At 61.3% G+C, this 18,072-nt stretch carries 16 protein-coding genes; 7 read left to right on the top strand and 9 right to left on the bottom strand.

The window, feature by feature from the left end:
* Nucleotides 1–699, top strand: a complete 699-nt coding sequence (locus tag P3C29_RS20925; RefSeq protein ID WP_275965334.1) for an extensin family protein — start codon at nucleotides 1–3, stop codon at nucleotides 697–699.
* 3 nt (nucleotides 700–702) lie between these two features.
* On the opposite strand, the gene P3C29_RS20920 is transcribed toward P3C29_RS20925, so the two are convergent.
* Entirely contained in the window at nucleotides 703–1,323 is a 621-nt protein-coding gene (locus P3C29_RS20920; protein WP_275965333.1) for an energy transducer TonB, read from the bottom strand.
* A gap of 96 nt (nucleotides 1,324–1,419) precedes the next feature.
* Between P3C29_RS20920 and P3C29_RS20915 the strand changes: the two genes are divergently transcribed.
* Nucleotides 1,420–2,202, top strand: coding sequence for a class I SAM-dependent methyltransferase (locus P3C29_RS20915; RefSeq protein ID WP_275965332.1), 783 nt, complete (start codon nucleotides 1,420–1,422; stop codon nucleotides 2,200–2,202).
* Nucleotides 2,203–3,078: 876 nt separating this feature from the next.
* On the opposite strand, the gene P3C29_RS20910 is transcribed toward P3C29_RS20915, so the two are convergent.
* A complete protein-coding gene (locus P3C29_RS20910; protein ID WP_275965331.1) occupies nucleotides 3,079–3,714 on the bottom strand; it encodes a TetR/AcrR family transcriptional regulator in 636 nt (211 codons plus the stop codon).
* 92 nt (nucleotides 3,715–3,806) lie between these two features.
* Between P3C29_RS20910 and P3C29_RS20905 the strand changes: the two genes are divergently transcribed.
* The 4 genes from P3C29_RS20905 to P3C29_RS20890 all read left to right on the top strand — a co-directional run bounded on the left by P3C29_RS20905 (nucleotide 3,807) and on the right by P3C29_RS20890 (nucleotide 8,664).
* Complete coding sequence (locus tag P3C29_RS20905) at nucleotides 3,807–4,907, top strand: efflux RND transporter periplasmic adaptor subunit (RefSeq protein WP_275965330.1); 1,101 nt, start codon at nucleotides 3,807–3,809, stop codon at nucleotides 4,905–4,907.
* A 6-nt stretch (nucleotides 4,908–4,913) separates the two neighbouring features.
* Entirely contained in the window at nucleotides 4,914–7,979 is a 3,066-nt protein-coding gene (locus tag P3C29_RS20900; RefSeq protein ID WP_275965329.1) for an efflux RND transporter permease subunit, read from the top strand.
* A 136-nt stretch (nucleotides 7,980–8,115) separates the two neighbouring features.
* A complete protein-coding gene (locus P3C29_RS20895) occupies nucleotides 8,116–8,385 on the top strand; it encodes a hypothetical protein (RefSeq protein ID WP_275965328.1) in 270 nt (89 codons plus the stop codon).
* A 78-nt stretch (nucleotides 8,386–8,463) separates the two neighbouring features.
* On the top strand, nucleotides 8,464–8,664 hold the full coding sequence (locus P3C29_RS20890; protein WP_275965327.1) for a hypothetical protein: 201 nt from the start codon (nucleotides 8,464–8,466) through the stop codon (nucleotides 8,662–8,664).
* Nucleotides 8,665–8,711: 47 nt separating this feature from the next.
* Here P3C29_RS20890 and P3C29_RS20885 read toward each other — a convergent pair whose 3' ends face one another.
* From P3C29_RS20885 to plsB, 3 genes are read right to left on the bottom strand one after another with little or no spacing between them, the layout of a single operon-like run.
* The gene (locus P3C29_RS20885; RefSeq protein ID WP_010176773.1) at nucleotides 8,712–9,401 is read right to left on the bottom strand and encodes a DUF4197 domain-containing protein; all 690 of its coding nucleotides are present in this window, start codon (nucleotides 9,399–9,401) and stop codon (nucleotides 8,712–8,714) included.
* Between the two features lie 28 nt (nucleotides 9,402–9,429).
* On the bottom strand, nucleotides 9,430–9,831 hold the full coding sequence (locus P3C29_RS20880; protein WP_169387216.1) for a YbaY family lipoprotein: 402 nt from the start codon (nucleotides 9,829–9,831) through the stop codon (nucleotides 9,430–9,432).
* 51 nt (nucleotides 9,832–9,882) lie between these two features.
* The gene (plsB, locus tag P3C29_RS20875; protein ID WP_201121584.1) at nucleotides 9,883–12,387 is read right to left on the bottom strand and encodes a glycerol-3-phosphate 1-O-acyltransferase PlsB; all 2,505 of its coding nucleotides are present in this window, start codon (nucleotides 12,385–12,387) and stop codon (nucleotides 9,883–9,885) included.
* Between the two features lie 193 nt (nucleotides 12,388–12,580).
* Here plsB and P3C29_RS20870 point away from each other — a divergent pair, with 193 nt between their 5' ends.
* Entirely contained in the window at nucleotides 12,581–12,790 is a 210-nt protein-coding gene (locus tag P3C29_RS20870) for a cold-shock protein (RefSeq protein ID WP_003219353.1), read from the top strand.
* A 172-nt stretch (nucleotides 12,791–12,962) separates the two neighbouring features.
* On the opposite strand, the gene P3C29_RS20865 is transcribed toward P3C29_RS20870, so the two are convergent.
* The 4 genes from P3C29_RS20865 to P3C29_RS20850 all read right to left on the bottom strand — a co-directional run bounded on the left by P3C29_RS20865 (nucleotide 12,963) and on the right by P3C29_RS20850 (nucleotide 18,062).
* Nucleotides 12,963–13,340 (bottom strand): hypothetical protein, encoded by a 378-nt coding sequence (locus P3C29_RS20865; RefSeq protein ID WP_010176770.1) that lies wholly within the window; start codon nucleotides 13,338–13,340, stop codon nucleotides 12,963–12,965.
* A 78-nt stretch (nucleotides 13,341–13,418) separates the two neighbouring features.
* Nucleotides 13,419–14,228 carry a putative RNA methyltransferase gene (locus P3C29_RS20860; RefSeq protein WP_010176769.1) on the bottom strand — a complete coding sequence of 270 codons (810 nt, stop codon included), beginning with the start codon at nucleotides 14,226–14,228 and terminating at the stop codon, nucleotides 13,419–13,421.
* Nucleotides 14,228–15,379, bottom strand: a complete 1,152-nt coding sequence (dapE, locus tag P3C29_RS20855; RefSeq protein WP_063032923.1) for a succinyl-diaminopimelate desuccinylase — start codon at nucleotides 15,377–15,379, stop codon at nucleotides 14,228–14,230. Before dapE ends, P3C29_RS20860 begins: the two co-directional genes overlap by 1 nt.
* A gap of 91 nt (nucleotides 15,380–15,470) precedes the next feature.
* Complete coding sequence (locus tag P3C29_RS20850; RefSeq protein ID WP_201121582.1) at nucleotides 15,471–18,062, bottom strand: glycosyltransferase; 2,592 nt, start codon at nucleotides 18,060–18,062, stop codon at nucleotides 15,471–15,473.
* Nucleotides 18,063–18,072: the final 10 nt, after the last annotated feature.

Genomic DNA, 18,072 nt, shown 5'->3' with positions numbered 1-18,072 from the left:
GTGCGGTTTCTCAAGGTGGTGGGGGTGCTGCTCGCGTTAGCCGGTGGCCTGCTTCTCGGCGTGTGGCGGGGCTGGGTGCCGCTGCCGGATGAGTGGAACCCGTGGGCGCCGCTGGACGTGCGCGCAAGCCCGAACCTGTTGACCCGGTTCAAACTCGGGCGTCTGCAGGATGACCCTGCGTTATGTGACCAGGTGCTGAAAACCTCCGGTTTGCGCGTTACCCATCAGGCGGACAGCCCCGCTGACGCTGCCTGCCCGCTGCGCAACACCTTGCGCGTGCAAGGCGCGGACGTCGGGCTAAGCAGCAGTTTTCTCGCCAGTTGCCCGTTGGCCGTGGCGTTTGCCCTGTTCGAGCGCCACAGCCTGCAACCGGCGGCCCAGGCGGTATTTGGCCAGGCGGTGACACGGGTCGATCACCTGGGGAGCTTTGCCTGTCGCACTATTTACAACCGCGCCAATGGGCGACTCAGCGAGCACGCGTCGGCCAATGCCTTGGATATCGCTGGGTTTCGCCTGGCGGACGGGCGCACCCTCAATGTGCTCAAGGATTGGCCGGGTGATGGCGAGGGGGCACGTTTCCTGCGGCAAGTACGCGACGGCGCCTGTAAGGATTTCAACGTGGTGTTGAGCCCTGATTACAACGCCGCCCACCGTAATCACTTTCATATGGATATGGGGCGTTGGTGGGTGTGTCGCTGAGGGTCAGGCTGCCAGGCGCAGGTTGTGGAGGATCAATGGACGAGCCCAGCGGCTGTCGAAGTCCAAGGCTTTTTGTTGCTCAACCAACGCTTCTGCCGGGAACGGCGGCGGCGGTGGTGGCAGCAGGTCCAGCTCGAATTCGGCAATGGGCAAATGCAGTGGCCGTGGCTGCGGCGCCGGGCCGGGCTCGGGCAGCGGTTGCCCGGCGGTCAGGACGATCGGGCGCACCCAGCCGCTTTCGAAATTTTGCTGCTTCTGCTGGGCGACCACTTCTTCCGCCGGGTACGGTGGCGGTGCCGGTGGCAGCAGTTCCAGTTCAAATTCGGCAATGGGCAGGAACAGCGGTTCGGGCGGGGCGATCTCGGTGTCTTTTACGTCGCACGCGCGCTGGGTGACGATCTGCGACAGCAGGTCACTGCCTTCGCTGGGTTCAACCGAGGGATCCACAGGTTTCGCCGGGGACTTGGCGAGCGCGCCCGGCGTGTCACCGAGCTGTTCGGCCAACGCCTGGGCGAAGAAGTCCTGCCACACATGACTGACGCCGGCCAGCGCTTGGGTATTGCGCAGGCCGAAGTGGTTGTGGGTCGGCAGTACACCGGTGAATAGCGAAGGAATGTCTGACATTTCTCTCGATCGTCGCTCAGCTCTGGCAAAATGCCGGATCCTTTTTTTTATCGGCCGCTTTTTGCCGATCCTTAATATTTTTGAGCGTAGTCAGCGATGAGCGAACAACCAGCGGCCAGCCGCATTCGGGTCGAGGCTTTGGCTGAAGGTTTTCAGGCCCGTGCCCGGCAGTGGGCCGATCAGCTTGGGTTGCCTTTGCAGCTGGATGAGGCGGACTTTGCCTTGCAGGTGGGTGAGCAGGGTCTGCAACTGCAGCAGTTGGGGCCTGACGCACCTGGGCCGGTGCGGGTGGATTTTGTGGAAGGTGGCGCGGCGCATCGGCGTTTGTACGGTGGCGGCAGCGGGCAGATGATTGCCAAGGCGGTGGGCGTGGCCCAGGGCGTGCGGCCGCGGGTGTTGGACGCTACGGCGGGGTTGGGCAAGGATGCTTTCGTGCTGGCCAGCCTGGGTTGCGAGATGAGCCTGATTGAGCGGCAGCCGTTGATTGGCGCTTTGCTGGAAGATGGGTTGGCGCGTGGGTCTGAGGATTTTGAAGTGGCGCCGATTGTGGCGCGGATGAAGTTGCTCAAGGGCAATTCCATCGAGGTGATGCGCGATTGGGAGGGGGAGCCGCCGCAGGTGATCTATCTGGATCCGATGTTTCCGCATCGGGAGAAGACCGCGTTGGTGAAGAAGGAGATGCGGTTGTTTCGGCCTTTGGTGGGGGATGATCCCGACGCGCCGGCGTTGCTTGCTGCTGCGTTGGCTTTGGCCAGTCATCGGGTGGTGGTGAAGCGGCCGCGTAAGGCGCCTTGTATTGAGGGGGTGAAGCCGAGTCATGCGTTGGATGGGAAGTCCAGTCGGTATGACATTTATCCTAAGAAGGCGCTGAAGTCCTGAGGGGCTTTTGGTGTACATATCCGTTATTTAGGTAACGGCTGCTTATGGTTTCGCTCTTACAGCGACTCACTTTGGAAAAGCCCCAAAGTAAGCAAAGGGCTCTGCCCCGCCTGTCGGCGCCTCGCTAGGGCTCGGCGTTCCCTCACTCCGGCATTGCTCCGCGGGCCGCCGCGACGGGGCGTCCCTGCCCCGTCGCGGCTAAACCGGCGTCCTGCCGGTTTACCCGCTCCTCAATCCCTGCGTTCGGCCTCGGGCTTATTGGGGCAGTCAGAGCCAGATCAAGATCAAAAGCAAGAGCACAGCGGCCTACAGGCCGGCTTGAGTGGTAGAAGCCAGATCAAAAGCCAAAGCCAAAGCCAAAGCCAAAGCGAAAACCAAATCTGAAACTGCTGCGGCTCTGCTTTTCTGTGGGAGCTGGCTTGTCGGGTCGCCGCATCGCTGCGATGCAGACACCTCGGTTTTTCAGGTACACCCAGTTGATGCCATCGCAGGCAAGCCAGCTCCCACATTTGACCGTGCCCGCTGTAGATTTTGATTTTGCCTTTGCTTCACACCACTCAAGCCGGCCTGTAGGCCGCTGTGCTGTTGATCTGCTTTTGATCTTGATCTTAGGCGCCCCGTTAAACCACGCTGGCCGAACGCAGGCTTTGGAGCGTGGGTAACCCGGCAGGACGCCGGGTTAGCCGCGCTGGGCCAAGGATGGCCCATCGCGGCGGCCCACGGTCCAAAGCCGGAGTGAGGGCACACCGAGCCTAGGCGAGGTGCCGAGTGGTGGGGCAAGAGCCCTTTTGGTTACTTTTGGGGCTCTTTTCCAAAAGTGACCCGCTGTAAGAGCGGAACCAATAGTAGTCGTTACCGAAGTAACGGATATGTACATCAAGCCCGATAAGCCCGCATAAACAACCCAACCACCTCCTGCACGTGCTCCTCAGCCGCCTCGGCACTCAACTGCCCGCCGCACCCATACAACAAGCAAAAATTCGCCGTCCCCTTGAGCAAGCAAAAAAAGTGCTCAGCGGCAGTGAGCGGCTTGGGAATACTCAGCGCGCCACTCTGGTCGATCTTGCTCAGCAGCCGCTCCATCCCCTGCAACATACGCATCGGCCCCGCCTCGAAAAAGATCTGCGACAACTTCGGATCCTGACTCCCGGAGGTCATCATCAACCGATGCAGGTTCACCGACTCCTCGCTATTGATCAGCACATGAAACCCGCGAGCGATATTGAGCAGCACCTTCTCCACCGGCACGCCCTCCGGCAACTCGAAATACATCACCGGTAACTGCTCTTCGCACTTGGCAACCACCGCCGCCGAAAACAGCGTCTCCTTGTCGGTGAAATGGCTGTACACGGTCAGTTTCGACACGCCGGCCTCCACGGCCACCGCATCCATGCTGGTGCTGGCATACCCATTACTCAAAAACAGGATTTTCGCCGCATCGAGGATCGCCTGGCGTTTTGCCATGTCCTTGGGACGCCCGGGGCTATTGGTGTTTACAGGATTGTCGGACATTTTCACTTTATTACTGGACTGGTGAGTTTGGTATTAATAACATACTGGCCAGTATAATTATTCCTAGCACCATTAGCGAAAGGTCCTTCAGCATGCGCAGCTATTTCCTGCCACTCGCGTTGCCTGCCAGCTTGCTATTCCTGTTGGCTGCCTGTGGCCATGAAGAAGCGGCGCAAACCACCGTCCGCCCGGCCATGGTGGTCCAGCCAGAGCCTTCGGCGCAGGCTTCAGACAGTTACCCTGGCGAGGTGCGTGCCCGTTATGAGCCCGACCTGGCTTTTCGCATCGGTGGCAAAGTCAGCCGACGGCTGGTCGAGGAGGGCGAGCGCGTCAAGGCCAACCAGCCCCTGGCAGAACTCGATCCCCAGGACGTGCGCCTGCAACTGGAAGCTACCCGCGCCCAGGTCGCTGCCGCCGAAGCCAACCTGAGCCTGGTGCGCGCCGAGCGTGATCGCTACAAGACCCTGATGGACCGTCAGATGGTCAGCCGTTCCCAGTACGACAATTCCGAAAACCTCTACCGTTCCGGTGAAGCCCGCCTCAAGCAGATCAAGGCCGAATTCGACGTGGCCAATAACCAGGCCGGCTACGCCGTGCTGCGCGCGCCCCAGGATGGCGTGGTCGCCAAGCGTGCGGTGGAAGTGGGCCAGGTGGTGTCGGCCGGCCAGACCGTATTCACCCTGGCCACCGACGGCGAGCGGGAGGTGCTGATCAGCCTGCCGGAGCAAAGCTTCGGGCGCTTCAAGATTGGCCAGCCGGTGTCCGTGGAACTGTGGAGTCAGCCTGACCAGCGCTTTAACGGTCGCATCCGCGAGCTGTCGCCCGCCGCCGATCCAAAGTCGCGGACCTTTGCCGCCCGCGTCGCCTTCACCGGCGGCAAGGTGCCGGCGGAGCTGGGGCAGAGCGCTCGCGTCTTCATACAGGCTGACGGCGTGATTCCCCTGGCGGTGCCGCTGTCTGCCCTGAGCGCGGAGAACGGTGCGTCCTACGTCTGGGTGGTGCAGCCCGACAACACCCTCAAGCGCACATCGGTGCGGATCGGTGCCTTTGGCGAGAAAACCGTGCCGGTGCTGGAAGGCTTGAACCCCACCGACTGGGTGATTGCGGCCGGTGTGCATGTACTCCATGAGGGCCAGCAAGTGCGCCCGGTGGATCGCGCCAACCGAGTGGTAAGCCTGGCGGCCAAGGAGTAGTCCCCGATGGGTTTCAATCTTTCCGAATGGGCGTTGCGTAATCGCCAGATCGTACTGTTCCTGATGATCCTGCTGGCAGTGGTAGGTACCTTGTCCTACACCAAGCTGGGACAAAGCGAAGACCCGCCGTTCACCTTCAAGGCCATGGTGATCAAGACCAACTGGCCGGGTGCTACTGCCCAGGAAGTCTCGCGCCAGGTCACCGAGCGCATTGAAAAGAAACTGATGGAGACCGGCGACTACGAGCGCATCGTGTCCTTCTCGCGCCCCGGCGAATCCCAGGTCACCTTCATGGCCCGGGACTCCATGCATTCCGCGCAGATCCCGGACCTCTGGTACCAGGTGCGCAAGAAGATCAGCGATATTCGCCAGACCTTGCCGCCGGATATCCAGGGCCCGTTTTTCAACGATGAATTCGGCACCACCTTCGGCAATATCTACGCGTTGACCGGCGACGGCTTTGACTACGCTGTGCTCAAGGACTACGCCGACCGCATCCAGATTCAGCTGCAACGGGTGCCGGATGTGGGCAAGGTCGAACTGCTGGGTTTGCAGGACGAGAAGATCTGGATCGAGCTGTCCAACCTCAAGCTCGCCACCCTCGGCTTGCCGCTGGCCGCGGTGCAACAGGCATTGCAGGAACAAAACGCGGTATCGACCGCCGGCTTCTTTGAAACCCCGAGCGAGCGTGTGCAGTTAAGGGTGTCCGGCAACTTCAAGACCGTTAACGAAATCCGCGACTTCCCGATCCGCGTCGGTGATCGCACGTTCCGTATCGGCGACGTGGCCGAGATTCACCGCGGCTTCAACGACCCGCCGGCACCGCGCATGCGCTACATGGGCGACGATGCCATTGGGCTGGCCGTGGCCATGCGCGATGGCGGCGACATTCTGGTGCTGGGCAAGGCCCTGGAAAGCGAATTCGCACGCCTGCAGAAGAACCTGCCTGCCGGTATGGAGCTGCGCAAGGTGTCGGACCAACCGGCAGCAGTGAAAACCAGTGTGGGCGAATTCGTCCAGGTGCTGGCGGAGGCCCTGGCGATTGTGTTGCTGGTGAGCTTCTTCTCCCTGGGTGTGCGCACCGGCATGGTGGTGGCCCTGGCGATTCCGCTGGTGTTGGCCATGACCTTTGCCACCATGTATTACCTCGGCATCGGCCTGCACAAAATCTCCCTCGGCGCGTTGGTGCTCGCACTGGGCCTGCTGGTGGATGATGCGATCATCGCCGTGGAAATGATGGCGATCAAAATGGAGCAGGGTTACGACCGGCTCAAGGCCGCCAGTTTCGCCTGGACCAGCACGGCCTTCCCGATGCTCACGGGCACACTGATTACGGCGGCGGGCTTCCTGCCGATTGCCACGGCGCAATCGAGCACCGGTGAATACACCCGCTCGATCTTCCAGGTGGTGACCATCGCGCTGCTGGCCTCGTGGGTCGCGGCAGTGGTGTTCGTGCCGTACCTGGGGGAAAAGCTCCTGCCGGACCTGGCGAAGATTCATGCGGCCAAGCATGGCGCCGATGGGCCGGATCCCTACGGAACACCGTTCTATCAGCGCGTAAGACGCCTGGTGGAATGGTGCGTGCGTCGGCGCAAGACGGTAATCGTCCTGACCCTGCTGCTGTTTATCGGCTCGGTGGCGCTGTTCCGCTTTGTGCCCCAGCAGTTCTTCCCGGCTTCCGGGCGGCTGGAATTGATGGTCGACCTGAAACTGGCTGAGGGCGCGTCTTTGAGCAACACGGCGGACCAGGTCAAGCGCCTGGAAGCGCTGCTCAAGGAACATGCGGGGATTGAAAACTACGTGGCGTACGTGGGCACAGGCTCGCCACGTTTCTACCTGCCGCTGGACCAGCAATTGCCCGCCGCCAGCTTTGCCCAGTTTGTGGTGTTGGCCAAGACCATCGAGGAGCGCGAAAGCCTGCGCACCTGGCTGATCGAGACCCTCAACGAACAGTTCCCGGACCTGCGCTCGCGGGTCACGCGTCTTGAGAACGGTCCGCCCGTTGGCTACCCCGTGCAGTTCCGGGTGACGGGCGAACACATCGAAGAAGTCCGGGCCCTGGCGCGGAAAGTGGCGGCCAAGGTTCGCGAAAATACCCACGTGGTCAACGTGCACCTGGATTGGGAAGAACCGAGCAAGATCGTCTACCTCAACGTTGACCAGGACCGTGCTCGCGCCCTCGGCGTGAGCACTGCCAACCTGTCTAAATTCCTTCAGAGCTCCCTCACCGGTTCCAGCGTCAGCCAGTACCGGGAGGACAACGAGTTGATCGAAATCCTGCTGCGCGGCACCGTTCACGAGCGTACCGAGCTGTCGTTGCTGCCAAGCCTGGCAGTGCCGACCGACAACGGCAAAAGCGTGGCGCTGTCGCAGATCGCGACCCTGGAATATGGCTTTGAAGAAGGCATTATCTGGCACCGCAATCGCCTGCCGACCGTGACCATCCGCGCCGATATCTACGGCAAGGAACAGCCGGCAACCCTGGTGCAGCAGATCCTGCCGACACTGGAAGGCGTGCGCGCTGAACTGCCGGACGGTTACCTGTTGGAGGTCGGCGGTACGGTCGAGGATTCCGCCCGCGGGCAGAACTCGGTCAAGGCCGGCGTGCCACTGTTTATCGTGGTGGTGCTGACCTTGCTGATGTTGCAACTGCGCAGTTTCTCACGCACGGCGATGGTCTTTCTTACAGCGCCTCTGGGGTTGATCGGGGTGACGCTGTTCCTGCTGGTGTTCCGTCAGCCCTTTGGTTTTGTGGCAATGCTGGGGACCATCGCGTTGTCTGGGATGATCATGCGCAACTCGGTGATCCTGGTGGACCAGATCGAACAGGACATCAAGGCCGGCCTGGCGCCCTGGCAAGCGATTATCGAGGCGACGGTGCGACGCTTCAGGCCGATCGTGCTGACCGCGCTGGCGGCGGTACTGGCGATGATCCCGTTGTCACGCAGCGTGTTCTTCGGGCCGATGGCCGTGGCGATCATGGGCGGGTTGATTGTGGCGACGGCGTTGACGCTGTTGTTCCTGCCAGCGTTGTATGCGGCGTGGTTCAGGGTCAGGAAGGACGCCGCTTAACATGTGGATGCAAACGGTTCCCGCCCATTGGGAACGTTTGCAGGCGTCACTCCACTCAGATTTGCCTGATTGACAGGCGAGGATGTCAGCACGGCTGTCGTGCTGGCACCTCAATACTGAGTTCATGGAGTGTCATATGTTTATTTTGTCTGCCCTGGCGGCTTTTAAAGGCGCGGTCTTGGGGACGCTGTTGGGCAATTTATTTCCTGCCAGCAATAAAGAAGCTGATATGGCACGACCGCAGAAGCCTGGTCATGGACGGCCCGGCTTTAATCACGGTCATCCCTCCCGGCCAACCACGGGACCTGTCTTGCCTCCCCAGCCCAAGCCTTATCAGCAGGCCTCGGTGATTGAGGGGCATCAGCCTTACAGGCCTTTGTCCGCACTCTTTACGTTCGATCGATAACCGCTGATGCAGCGGGAACCATCCGGGCGGCCTTGCCACTCAGAGGGGGCTTTTGACGATGAATATTGAGGAGTGCATATGTTTATACCGATACTGGCGTTGCCGTTTCAACTGATGGGGGCGGTATTTGGAATGGGGCAGGGATTTGGCCAGTTCAATGGCAATCGCCAGCCCGACATCCACATCAATATCAGTAACGAAAACAGCAACGCCAATGCCAATGCCAATAGCAACAGCAATACCAATGTGAGCAGTTTGCCTCGCAAGATCTGGTACTAAAAAAACGCCCTGAATGGTTCAGGGCGTTTTTAGTTGCGGGGTAGGGTCTACAACGCCCCGAAGACCTTCTTGGCCAAACTGGTGGCCGCCGCCGCCGGGTTCTTGCGAATGGTTTCTTCCTGCTGGGCGATCATCTTGAACAACCCGTCCAGTGCCTGCTCGGTCACGTAGCTTTCGACATTGGCGCTCTTGGCATCAATGGCGCCAAAGCTGGCGGCCTTGCCCGCGAGCGCATTGTACTGCTGGGCCACGCCGACCTTGTCAGTGGCGGCCTTGACGATTGGCAGGAACTTGGCCCGGATTTCGTCACGGCTGCTTTTGTTCAGGTACTGGGTGGCCGAGTCCTGGCCGCCGGTGAGGATGCCCTTGGCGTCGGTCACGCTCATGTTCTTCACCGCATTGACCAGGATCGGCTGGGCCTGGGTTACGGCAGACTCGGCCGCCTTGTTCATGCTGGCTTCAAGCTGGTTGACCTGGTCACCCATGCCGAACATTTTCAGCTTGTCGGCGACTTTGCCCAATTTGCCCGGCAGGCCGATCTTCACTTCGGGGTTGTTGCTGAAACCACCGGGCACCCCCAGTTGTTTGACGGCAATCTGCGCACCTTGGGTCAGTGCGTCCTTGAGGCCGCCGGTGGCGTCGCCCTGGGACAGGCTGCCAAGGGACAAGGCCATGGCGTTGGCGCCGAGCAGCAGGCCGGCACACAGGGCAGTGAGGCGAAGGGAGTTACGGAGCATGGGCGCTTCCTTATGTTCGATTTTTTAATCAGTGTGCAACCGCATCGACCCGCAGGCGCAGCGGTTGTGGATCCTGGCCGTTCAACTGCACAGCGTGCCGTTCGGTGGTAATAAACAGTAGCTTGCCATCCAGTTCGATGCGAGCGCTCACCGAGTAACTGTGGCCGGGTTTGACCTGGGCCGGGTCATAGCTCAAATGAAACGGCAGCGGCACCTGGCCTTTCACCGGGCCTTTCTGCTCGGCCAGGGTCACGGCCGGGGCGTCCATCAAGGACACGTCTTGCAAGGTCACGCTCAAGGTGGCGGCGGGCGGCAGGGCGATGCGTTGCAGGTAGAACACTTCGCCATCGAGGCTGGCTTTGGGCGCGGGGCTCATAGTCTGGCAGGCTCCCAGCAGGGCGGTCAGGCCCAGGAGGATGATTTTTTTCATGGTGCAGCTCCTTGTCAACGGCGCCAGAAACACCCTGGCGCCTTGGTCACTCTAGTGTGTTTCTTCGGGTGCGACGGGCTTGTCTGCCGCCTCTTCACTGCGATGCAGGGCCACCTGGCGAATCGACAGGCGAATCTCCGCCGGCAACACGCGCTTGGCCGCGCCTTCCGCCAACTCACCCAGCAGGGGGTGATAGCTCAGCTTGCCGGCCTCGTCGCGGCGCAGCACATCTTGCTCCAGCAGGGTCTGGATAAAATGTCGGAAAAGGCTCTTGTCGAAGAACTCCGGGGCATTCAGGCCGTGCAGGATCGACAGGCGCTGGGCCATGACGGTGCACAGGTCTTCCAGTTCTTCGGCGCTGATGCTGTTCTGGCCGCTGTTGAGCAGCAGCGAGATCGCCATGTAGAAGCGTTGCAGGGTCTGGGCGATGCTCTTGGACAGCAGCGTCAACAGCACAAAGTGCCGTGAACTCGGGGCCGGGCGCAGGTACACCTCGTTTTCAAAACGCAGCAGGCCTTGTTCGACGAAGGCTTCCAGCCACTGGTCGACCACCACGTCCAGCTCGTCCAGGGGCCAGCGGATAAACAGCTCCGATTGCAGGTACGGGTAGAGCGCGCGGGTGTAGCGCAGGATCTGTTCGCGGCTCATCCGCGAGCTGCTCTGGAAGAAACTCGCCAGCAGCGCCGGCAGGGCGAAGATGTGCAGCACGTTGTTGCGGTAGTAGGTCATCAGGACGGCGTTCTGCTCGTCCAGATAAAGGATTTTGCCCAGCGCGTCACTCTGTTCCGACAGCAGGTCCATGTCCTTGACGTGCTTGATCAGCGCCAGGCCGTCACCTTCGGGCAGGGTGGTGTGGGGCGAGTAGGGCACCTTGCGCAGCAAGGCCAGGTACAGATCAAGCTGGCGTGCCATCGCTTGCTCGTCCAAAGCCAGGCGCGTGGTGGACAGCAGTGCCAGGGCCACCAGGTTCACCGGGTTGATCGCTGCGGCTTCGTTCAGGTGTTGCGCCACGCGCTCGCCGAGGCGGTTGGTGGTTTCGTTGAGCCAGGCCGGTTTGTAGTTCGGGCCCAGTTCCTGGGAGCGCCAGTCCGGCTGCTCGCTGTCGAGGAATTCAGCCAGCTTGATCGGTTCGCCGAAGTTCACGGCCACCTGGCCAAAGCGCTGCTTGAGGGCGCCGACCACTTTGAAAATATCGAAAATCGACTCTTTCTTCTTGCTCGCGCCGCGCAGTTCGCCGAGGTAAGTGCGGCCTTCCAGCACGCGTTCGTAGCCGATATACACCGGCACAAACACGATGGGCATGCGCGAGGAGCGCAGAAAGCTGCGCAGGGTAATCGCCAGCATCCCGGTCTTCGGTTGCAGCATGCGCCCGGTGCGTGAACGTCCGCCTTCGACGAAGTACTCCACCGGGAAACCCTTGGTGAACAGGGTGTGCAGGTATTCGTTGAACACCGAGGTGTACAGCGGGTTGCCCTTGAAGGTGCGGCGCATGAAAAACGCCCCGCCACGGCGCAGCAGGCTGCCGATCACCGGCATGTTCAGGTTGATCCCGGCGGCGATGTGCGGCGGGGTCAGGCCGTTCTTGAACAGCAGGTAGGACAGCAGCAGGTAGTCGATGTGGCTGCGATGGCACGGCACATAGATCACTTCGTAACCCTGGGCGACCTTTTGCACACCTTCGATGTTGTTGACCTTGATGCCGTCGTAAATCTTGTTCCAGAACCAGCTCAGCACCACTTCCAGGAAGCGGATGGCGGTGTAGGTGTAGTCCGAGGCGATCTCGTTGCCGTAGCGCAGGGCCTGGGCCTTGGCTTTTTCCGGAGAGATTTTCTCGCGTTCGGCTTCATCGAGAATCGCCTGGCGCACCAGCGGCATGTTGACCAGGCCTTTCACCAGGTTGCGCCGGTGGGACAGATCGGGGCCGATCACTGCGGTTTTCAGGTTGCGAAAGTGCACCCGCAGGATACGTTGGGCCATGCGCACGGTGCGTTCGTGGCCTTTATTGTGCTCGATCAATTCACGCAGGTTGATGGGCGCGGAGAATTGCACCCGGGTCTTGCGGCCCAGGATCAGGATGCTCAGCAGCCGGCGCAGGCGGCCGGTCACGGCCCAGCTGTCGGCGAACAACAGTTTCCACGGGCTGGATTCGCTGTCGGGCGACTGGCCCCAGAACACGCTGACTGGAATGATCTGTGCATTCTCTTCGGCGTGTTCGGTGAGTACGTCCACCAGGCGGGTCAGGGTGGGCGGTGCGCCACGCTTGTCCTGGCGGCCGAGCCAGTCTGGGTCGGGCGTCAGGTAGAAGAAGGCCGCAGGCTCCATCAACGGGCCAACCGATACTGGCAGCACCGGGCGCGGCAGGCCGGCCTTGGTACATTCGGTATCAACCACTGCCAATTCGGTGAGGGATGGGGATTGCAGGACGTAAAACACCGGACGACTGCGGTCGAGGTTCAGGGTAAGGGACGACTGGTTGATCGTCTCTGAGCGAACCCAGAGGTACAGCAGCCGGCGCAAGGTGCCAAATACCAGACGGCGAAACGGAGAGCGGGTCATACGGCTTCTGCTTTGAGTGGGAAAAACCGAGCAGATGCTCGGGCCGCTAGTGTGCCGTATTCACCGAAAATCGGCAAAAAAGCGGCGAAGTAATCTTGAGTTGAAGCTTTTTGAGCCTGTCTTATACTCGGCAGTTCAACTGCGACGACTCAACAATAAACGTACTTATAAAAAGCATGTGGGAGCAAAACAGATGGCAACGCGCGAAACCGGCAATGTGAAGTGGTTCAACGACGCCAAGGGCTACGGCTTTATCCAGCGGGAAGATGGCAAGGACGTGTTTGTGCACTACCGCGCCATTCGCGGTGAAGGGCATCGTTCATTGGCTGAAGGCCAGCAGGTGGAATACGCCGTGGTGACAGGCGAGAAGGGCTTGCAGGCTGAGGATGTGGTTGGGCTGTAACCCGGCAGGCACAACACACCTTTAAATCTGGGAACCCGGTCGAATGTGGGAGCCGGGCTTGCCCGCGATAGCATCGCCGCGGTTTGGCTGAATGACCGAGGTGGGCCCATCGCAGGCAAGCCAGCTCCCACATTTGATTGGGTTTGCACAGTGAGGCCTTGTCAGCCTGGCTTTATGCCGTTTTCCAGGTGATCTGCTCTTCACCGTCTTCGCTGATACGAATCCAGGTATCCGCGCTTTCTTCACCTTCTTCCTCAACCCAGCTGCCCGGGGCGCAACGCACTTCGACGTTCAGCGCGGCAAAGGCCGCCCGGGCGCAGGCGATGTCGTCTTCCCACGGAGTCTGGTCACTTTCCAGGTACAGGCTGTTCCATTTGCCTACGGCTTTCGGCAACCAGGTGACCGGCACGCTGCCGGCGGTGCACTTGTAGGTCTGGCCGCGCTGGACCCAGTCGGTGCACGGGCCCAGGGCGGCGCCCAACCAGGCGGCGATGGCCTTGTGGTCGACGTCGGCGTCCTTGAGGTAAATCTCGATATCAGGTTGGCGCATGGATGTTCCTCATTGCGGGATTTTGAAAATCCATTCGCGGATTCAGCGCAGGCCCCGAGAGGCCCACAAAATAATGGGTTATTGAAGCACGAAATAGTCGTAGCGCATCGACACAGTGACCAGCAGCGGTTCGGCGGCTTCGATCACCTGGGCCCGGCGCTCGGCACTGGCGCGCCAGCCGTGGGGCGTCATGGCCAGCAGGTTGGCGCGATCCTTGGGGTCGGCCAGGCTGAGCGTGAACTCCAGGGTTTCGCTGTGTTGCAGGCTCATGCCGTCCGGCACCAGTGCCAGGTGTTTGTCGTCGGTGTACTCGCGCACTTCGTCGTACAAACGCTCGCGCAGTTCCATCAGGTGGCCGCTGGTGGGGCCAACCTTCATCAAGCCGCCGCCCGGGCTGAGCAGGCGCTTGGCCTCCAGCCAGTCCAGCGGGCTGAAGACGCTGGCGAGGAACTGGCAGCTGGCATCGGCCAGTGGCACCCGGGCCATACTGGCGATCAGCCAGGTCACGGTGGGGTTGCGCTTGCAGGCGCGCTTGACCGCTTCCTTGGAAATATCCAGCGCATAGCCATCGGCGCGCAGCAGGGTATCGGCGATTTGCGCGGTGTAGTAACCCTCGCCACAACCGATGTCCAGCCAGCGCTGGGGTTTGCGCTCAGCGGCCAGTTCGGCCAGGCGCCTGGCCACCGGGGCGTAATGCCCGGCGTTGAGGAAGTCGCGGCGCGCTTCAACCATCGCCAGGTTGTCGCCCGGGTCGCGGCTGTTCTTGTGCTGCACCGGCAACAGGTTCAGGTAACCCTGGCGCGCGCGGTCGAAACGATGCCCGACCGGGCAGGCCACGCCGTTGTCCACGTCGTGGAGCGGTGCACTGCAAATGGGGCAAGCAAGCATCAGGCGAGCAACTTGATCAGGGTCTGGTAGTAGATTTCGGTCAACACATCGAGGTCGCTGGCGAGGATGCGCTCGTTGACCTGATGGATCGTCGCGTTGACCGGGCCCAGCTCCACAACCTGAGTGCCGAGGGTGGCAATGAAGCGCCCGTCGGAGGTGCCGCCGCTGGTGGACGCCTTGGTCTCGCGGCCGGTGACAGCCTTGATGCTGGCGGAAACGGCATCCAGCAACGCGCCCGGTTCGGTGAGGAACGGCAGGCCCGACAGCGCCCACTCCACATGCCAGTCCAGGCCATGCTTGTCGAGAATCGCCGCAACCCGCTGTTGCAGGCCTTCGACGGTGGACTCGGTGGAAAAGCGGAAGTTGAACACCGCCGTCAGGTCACCCGGAATCACGTTGGTGGCGCCGGTGCCGGAGTTGAGGTTGGAGATCTGGAAGCTGGTGGGCGGGAAGAAGGTGTTGCCATCGTCCCAGTGCTCGGCGGCCAGTTCGGCCAGGGCCGGTGCGGCCAGGTGGATCGGGTTCTTTGCCAGGTGCGGGTAGGCCACGTGGCCTTGCACGCCGCGCACGGTCAGGGTGGCGCCGAGGGAGCCGCGACGGCCATTCTTGACCACATCGCCCACCAGGGTGGTGCTCGACGGTTCGCCGACGATGCACCAGTCCAGGCGCTCCTTGCGGGCCGCCAGGCGTTCGATCACGGCTTTGGTGCCGTGGTGCGCCGGGCCTTCTTCATCGCTGGTGATCAGGAAAGCCACCGAACCCTTGTGGTCGGGGTAGTCGGTGACGAAGCGCTCGGAGGCGACCAGCATCGCCGCCAGGCTGCCTTTCATGTCTGCTGCGCCACGGCCGCAGAGCATGCCGTTTTCGTCGATCAACGCGTCGAACGGGTCGTTCTGCCAGGCCTTGACCGGGCCGGTCGGCACCACGTCGGTGTGGCCGGCGAAGCACAAGACCGGGCCTTCGTGTTTGCCATGGGTGGCCCAGAAGTTATCCACATCCTCGATGCGCATCGGCTCAAGCGCAAAACCGGCGTCGCCCAGGCGCTGCATCATCAGCTTCTGGCAATCGGCGTCGATTGGCGTCACCGACGGGCGACGGATCAGGTCGATAGCGAGTTGGAGGGTCGGCGAAAGGTCGGCGTGGGCCGTCATGTAAAAACTCCAGTGCAGGGCGCGCAAAATGGCCGTTATCTTATAGCAAAACGGCGGCCAGAGGCCGCCGTTTAGTGCATTGCGCAGGATTTTAAGCTGCGGTTACGGGCTCTTGCGCCGGCGCCGGTTTCGGCAGCGACGACAGGAACGCCATGATCAGCGCCGCCACATACGGCAGCGACTGCACCAGCAACATCACCACCCAGAAGCGCATGTCATTGCTCGGCAGGCCCTGCACAAGGTAAATCCCCAGTGCGGCGCCCCACAACAGCAGCATGATGAACATCTCTTCCCGGGCTTCGGAAATCGCGACCCAGAAGCCGTGGTTATCAGCGTTCTTCGGTGTACGAAAGAACGGAATGCTGGTGGTGAAGAAGCCGTACAGCACCGCCTTGGCGATGGTGTGGGACAACGCCAACCCGGCCAGCGCCGCGCAGAACGCATCTTTCAGGTTCACACCCACCGCACGACGGTAGAGGAAGATGATCTTGCCCACCTTGAACACGAACAACGCCAGGGGCGGGATCGCGAAAATCAGCAGCGGCGGGTCAACCCGCGTCGGCACGATAATCATCGCCGCGGACCACAACAGGGCGCCCACGGTGAAGAAGATGTTCATGCCGTCGGCCACCCACGGCAACCAGCCCGCGAGGAAGTGGTAGCGCTGGCCACGGGTCAGCTCGGTGTCCTTGCCGCGCAACAGGCTTGCGGTGTGACGCTTGATGATCTGAATCGCCCCATAGGCCCAGCGGAAACGCTGTTTCTTGAAGTCGATAAAGGTATCGGGCATCAGGCCCTTGCCGTAGCTGTCGTGGTAGTACGCCGCCGACAGGCCTTTTTCGAAGACCCGCAGGCCCAGTTCGGCGTCTTCGCAGATGCACCAGTCGGCCCAGCCCAGTTCTTCCAGGACCGAGCGACGGGTCATGGTCATGGTGCCGTGCTGGATGATCGCGTCACGGTCGTTGCGGGTGACCATGCCGATATGGAAGAAGCCTTTGTATTCTGCGTAGCAGAGCTTCTTGAAGGTGCTTTCGTTCTGGTCGCGATAATCCTGTGGCGACTGCACCACGGCAATTTTCGGGTCGGCGAAGTGCGGCACCATGTGCTTGAGCCAGTTCGGCGATACGCAGTAATCGGAGTCGATCACGGCGATGACTTCGGCATCCTTGGCGGTATGCGGGATCAGGTAGTTCAGCGCGCCGCCCTTGAAACCGGCCAGGGGCGAGACGTGGAAGAACTTGAAGCGCGGGCCCAGGGTTTCGCAGTAGTCGCGCACGGGCTCCCACACGGCCGGGTCCTTGGTGTTGTTGTCGATGATCAGGACTTCGTAGTCCGGATAGTCGAGGGCCGCCAAGGCGTCGAGGGTCTGTTTGACCATCTCCGGCGGCTCGTTGTAGCACGGCACATGGATCGAGACTTTCGGGCGGTAGTCCGAATCCCCTTCAACCGGCAGGAATTCACGCCGGCGTTTGTGGGTCCAGACCGCTTCCGCCAGTTCGTGGGCCTCGGTCAGCAACACGATAAACACGCCCAGGGCGCCTAGGGCCAGCAAAATGCCGACCGTCACGCTGAACCAGGTGCTGTATTGCTGGCTGTAGTCGTAACCAATCCACACCAGCACCGAACCGCACAGGAACGCGATGAAGGTCAGGAAGGTCCGGCCACGCTGGCGCAGGGCCGAGCCGTCGATCATCAGCAAGGTCAGGGACAGCAGTGCCAGCACGACCGAACCGATGGCCAGCACCCGCCATTGCGGAATCGCCACCACCGGCCCTTCAAAGTTGAATTTCTGCTGGCGTGCGGCGTTGAACACGCCCCAGTAGGCGCCGGCCGAGCCTTCATCGCTGACCTTCCACGGCTGATCGAAGGCCTCGATCACGAAGTAGTTGTAGCCCTGGCGATTGAGCTTGTTCACCAGTGTGCGCAGGTAAATCGCCTGGTCGGCCGGGGACGTTTCATTGCCACCGCGCATGCGACCGTTACTCGGCCAGCCAACCTCCGACAGCAGCAGCGGCTTTTTCGGGAACAGTTTCTTCAGGTCCCGGGCGCGGTCGAGTACGTACTGGCCGGCCTTGTCCATCGGAATAAATTCCCAGAACGGCAGGATGTGCGCGGCGATCAGGTCGACGTGCTTGGCCAGTTGCGGGTTCTTTTCCCAGATGTGCCATTGCTCCGAAGTCGTCACCGGCACTTTCACGGCCGCGCGCACCCGGTCCAGCAGCACGATCAGTGCTTCCGGGGTGATTTCCTCACGGAACAGCGCTTCGTTACCCACCACTACCCGCACGACGCTGCGGGAGCTGTTGGCGATTTCGATGGCACGCTGGATTTCACGCTCGTTGCGCTCCAGGTCCGGGCTGATCCAGATCCCCAGGGTCACCCGCAGGCCGAACTCTTCCGCCAGCTTGGGGATATCCCCCAGGGTGCCGTCGACCGAGTAGGTGCGGATGTTGTCCGTCAGCTTGCTCATGATCGCAAGGTCCTGACGCATTTGATCGTCAGTCGGATACTGGTCTTTCTGCGGGAACTGGCCTTGTTGGAACGGCGAGTAGGAAAAACCGGAGATCTGTTCAGGCCAGTTAGGGGCAGTGACCGGGCGGTTGATCAGCGCCCAGAAGCCGGTGAACAGCGCGGCAATTGCCAGCACCACCACCAGGTTGAGTCCAAATTTACGCGATGACATGGCTATTTCG

Origin of the sequence: Pseudomonas sp. 1912-s, from assembly GCF_029269205.1 — a bacterium.
Lineage (GTDB): Bacteria > Pseudomonadota > Gammaproteobacteria > Pseudomonadales > Pseudomonadaceae > Aquipseudomonas.
The sequence above is the reverse complement of the archived record's forward strand: the minus strand, read 5'-3'. Positions and strand labels throughout refer to the sequence as shown.

Excerpts from the sequence above, each read along its gene's own strand:
- P3C29_RS20920 (WP_275965333.1), bottom strand. The coding sequence starts at position 1,323 with ATGTCAGACATTCCTTCGCTATTCACCGGTGTACTGCCGACCCACAAC.
- P3C29_RS20915 (WP_275965332.1), top strand. The coding sequence starts at position 1,420 with ATGAGCGAACAACCAGCGGCCAGCCGCATTCGGGTCGAGGCTTTGGCT.
- P3C29_RS20910 (WP_275965331.1), bottom strand. The coding sequence starts at position 3,714 with ATGTCCGACAATCCTGTAAACACCAATAGCCCCGGGCGTCCCAAGGAC.
- P3C29_RS20905 (WP_275965330.1), top strand. The coding sequence starts at position 3,807 with ATGCGCAGCTATTTCCTGCCACTCGCGTTGCCTGCCAGCTTGCTATTC.
- P3C29_RS20900 (WP_275965329.1), top strand. The coding sequence starts at position 4,914 with ATGGGTTTCAATCTTTCCGAATGGGCGTTGCGTAATCGCCAGATCGTA.
- P3C29_RS20895 (WP_275965328.1), top strand. The coding sequence starts at position 8,116 with ATGTTTATTTTGTCTGCCCTGGCGGCTTTTAAAGGCGCGGTCTTGGGG.
- P3C29_RS20890 (WP_275965327.1), top strand. The coding sequence starts at position 8,464 with ATGTTTATACCGATACTGGCGTTGCCGTTTCAACTGATGGGGGCGGTA.
- P3C29_RS20885 (WP_010176773.1), bottom strand. The coding sequence starts at position 9,401 with ATGCTCCGTAACTCCCTTCGCCTCACTGCCCTGTGTGCCGGCCTGCTG.
- P3C29_RS20880 (WP_169387216.1), bottom strand. The coding sequence starts at position 9,831 with ATGAAAAAAATCATCCTCCTGGGCCTGACCGCCCTGCTGGGAGCCTGC.
- plsB (WP_201121584.1), bottom strand. The coding sequence starts at position 12,387 with ATGACCCGCTCTCCGTTTCGCCGTCTGGTATTTGGCACCTTGCGCCGG.
- P3C29_RS20870 (WP_003219353.1), top strand. The coding sequence starts at position 12,581 with ATGGCAACGCGCGAAACCGGCAATGTGAAGTGGTTCAACGACGCCAAG.
- P3C29_RS20865 (WP_010176770.1), bottom strand. The coding sequence starts at position 13,340 with ATGCGCCAACCTGATATCGAGATTTACCTCAAGGACGCCGACGTCGAC.
- P3C29_RS20860 (WP_010176769.1), bottom strand. The coding sequence starts at position 14,228 with ATGCTTGCTTGCCCCATTTGCAGTGCACCGCTCCACGACGTGGACAAC.
- dapE (WP_063032923.1), bottom strand. The coding sequence starts at position 15,379 with ATGACGGCCCACGCCGACCTTTCGCCGACCCTCCAACTCGCTATCGAC.
- P3C29_RS20850 (WP_201121582.1), bottom strand. The coding sequence starts at position 18,062 with ATGTCATCGCGTAAATTTGGACTCAACCTGGTGGTGGTGCTGGCAATT.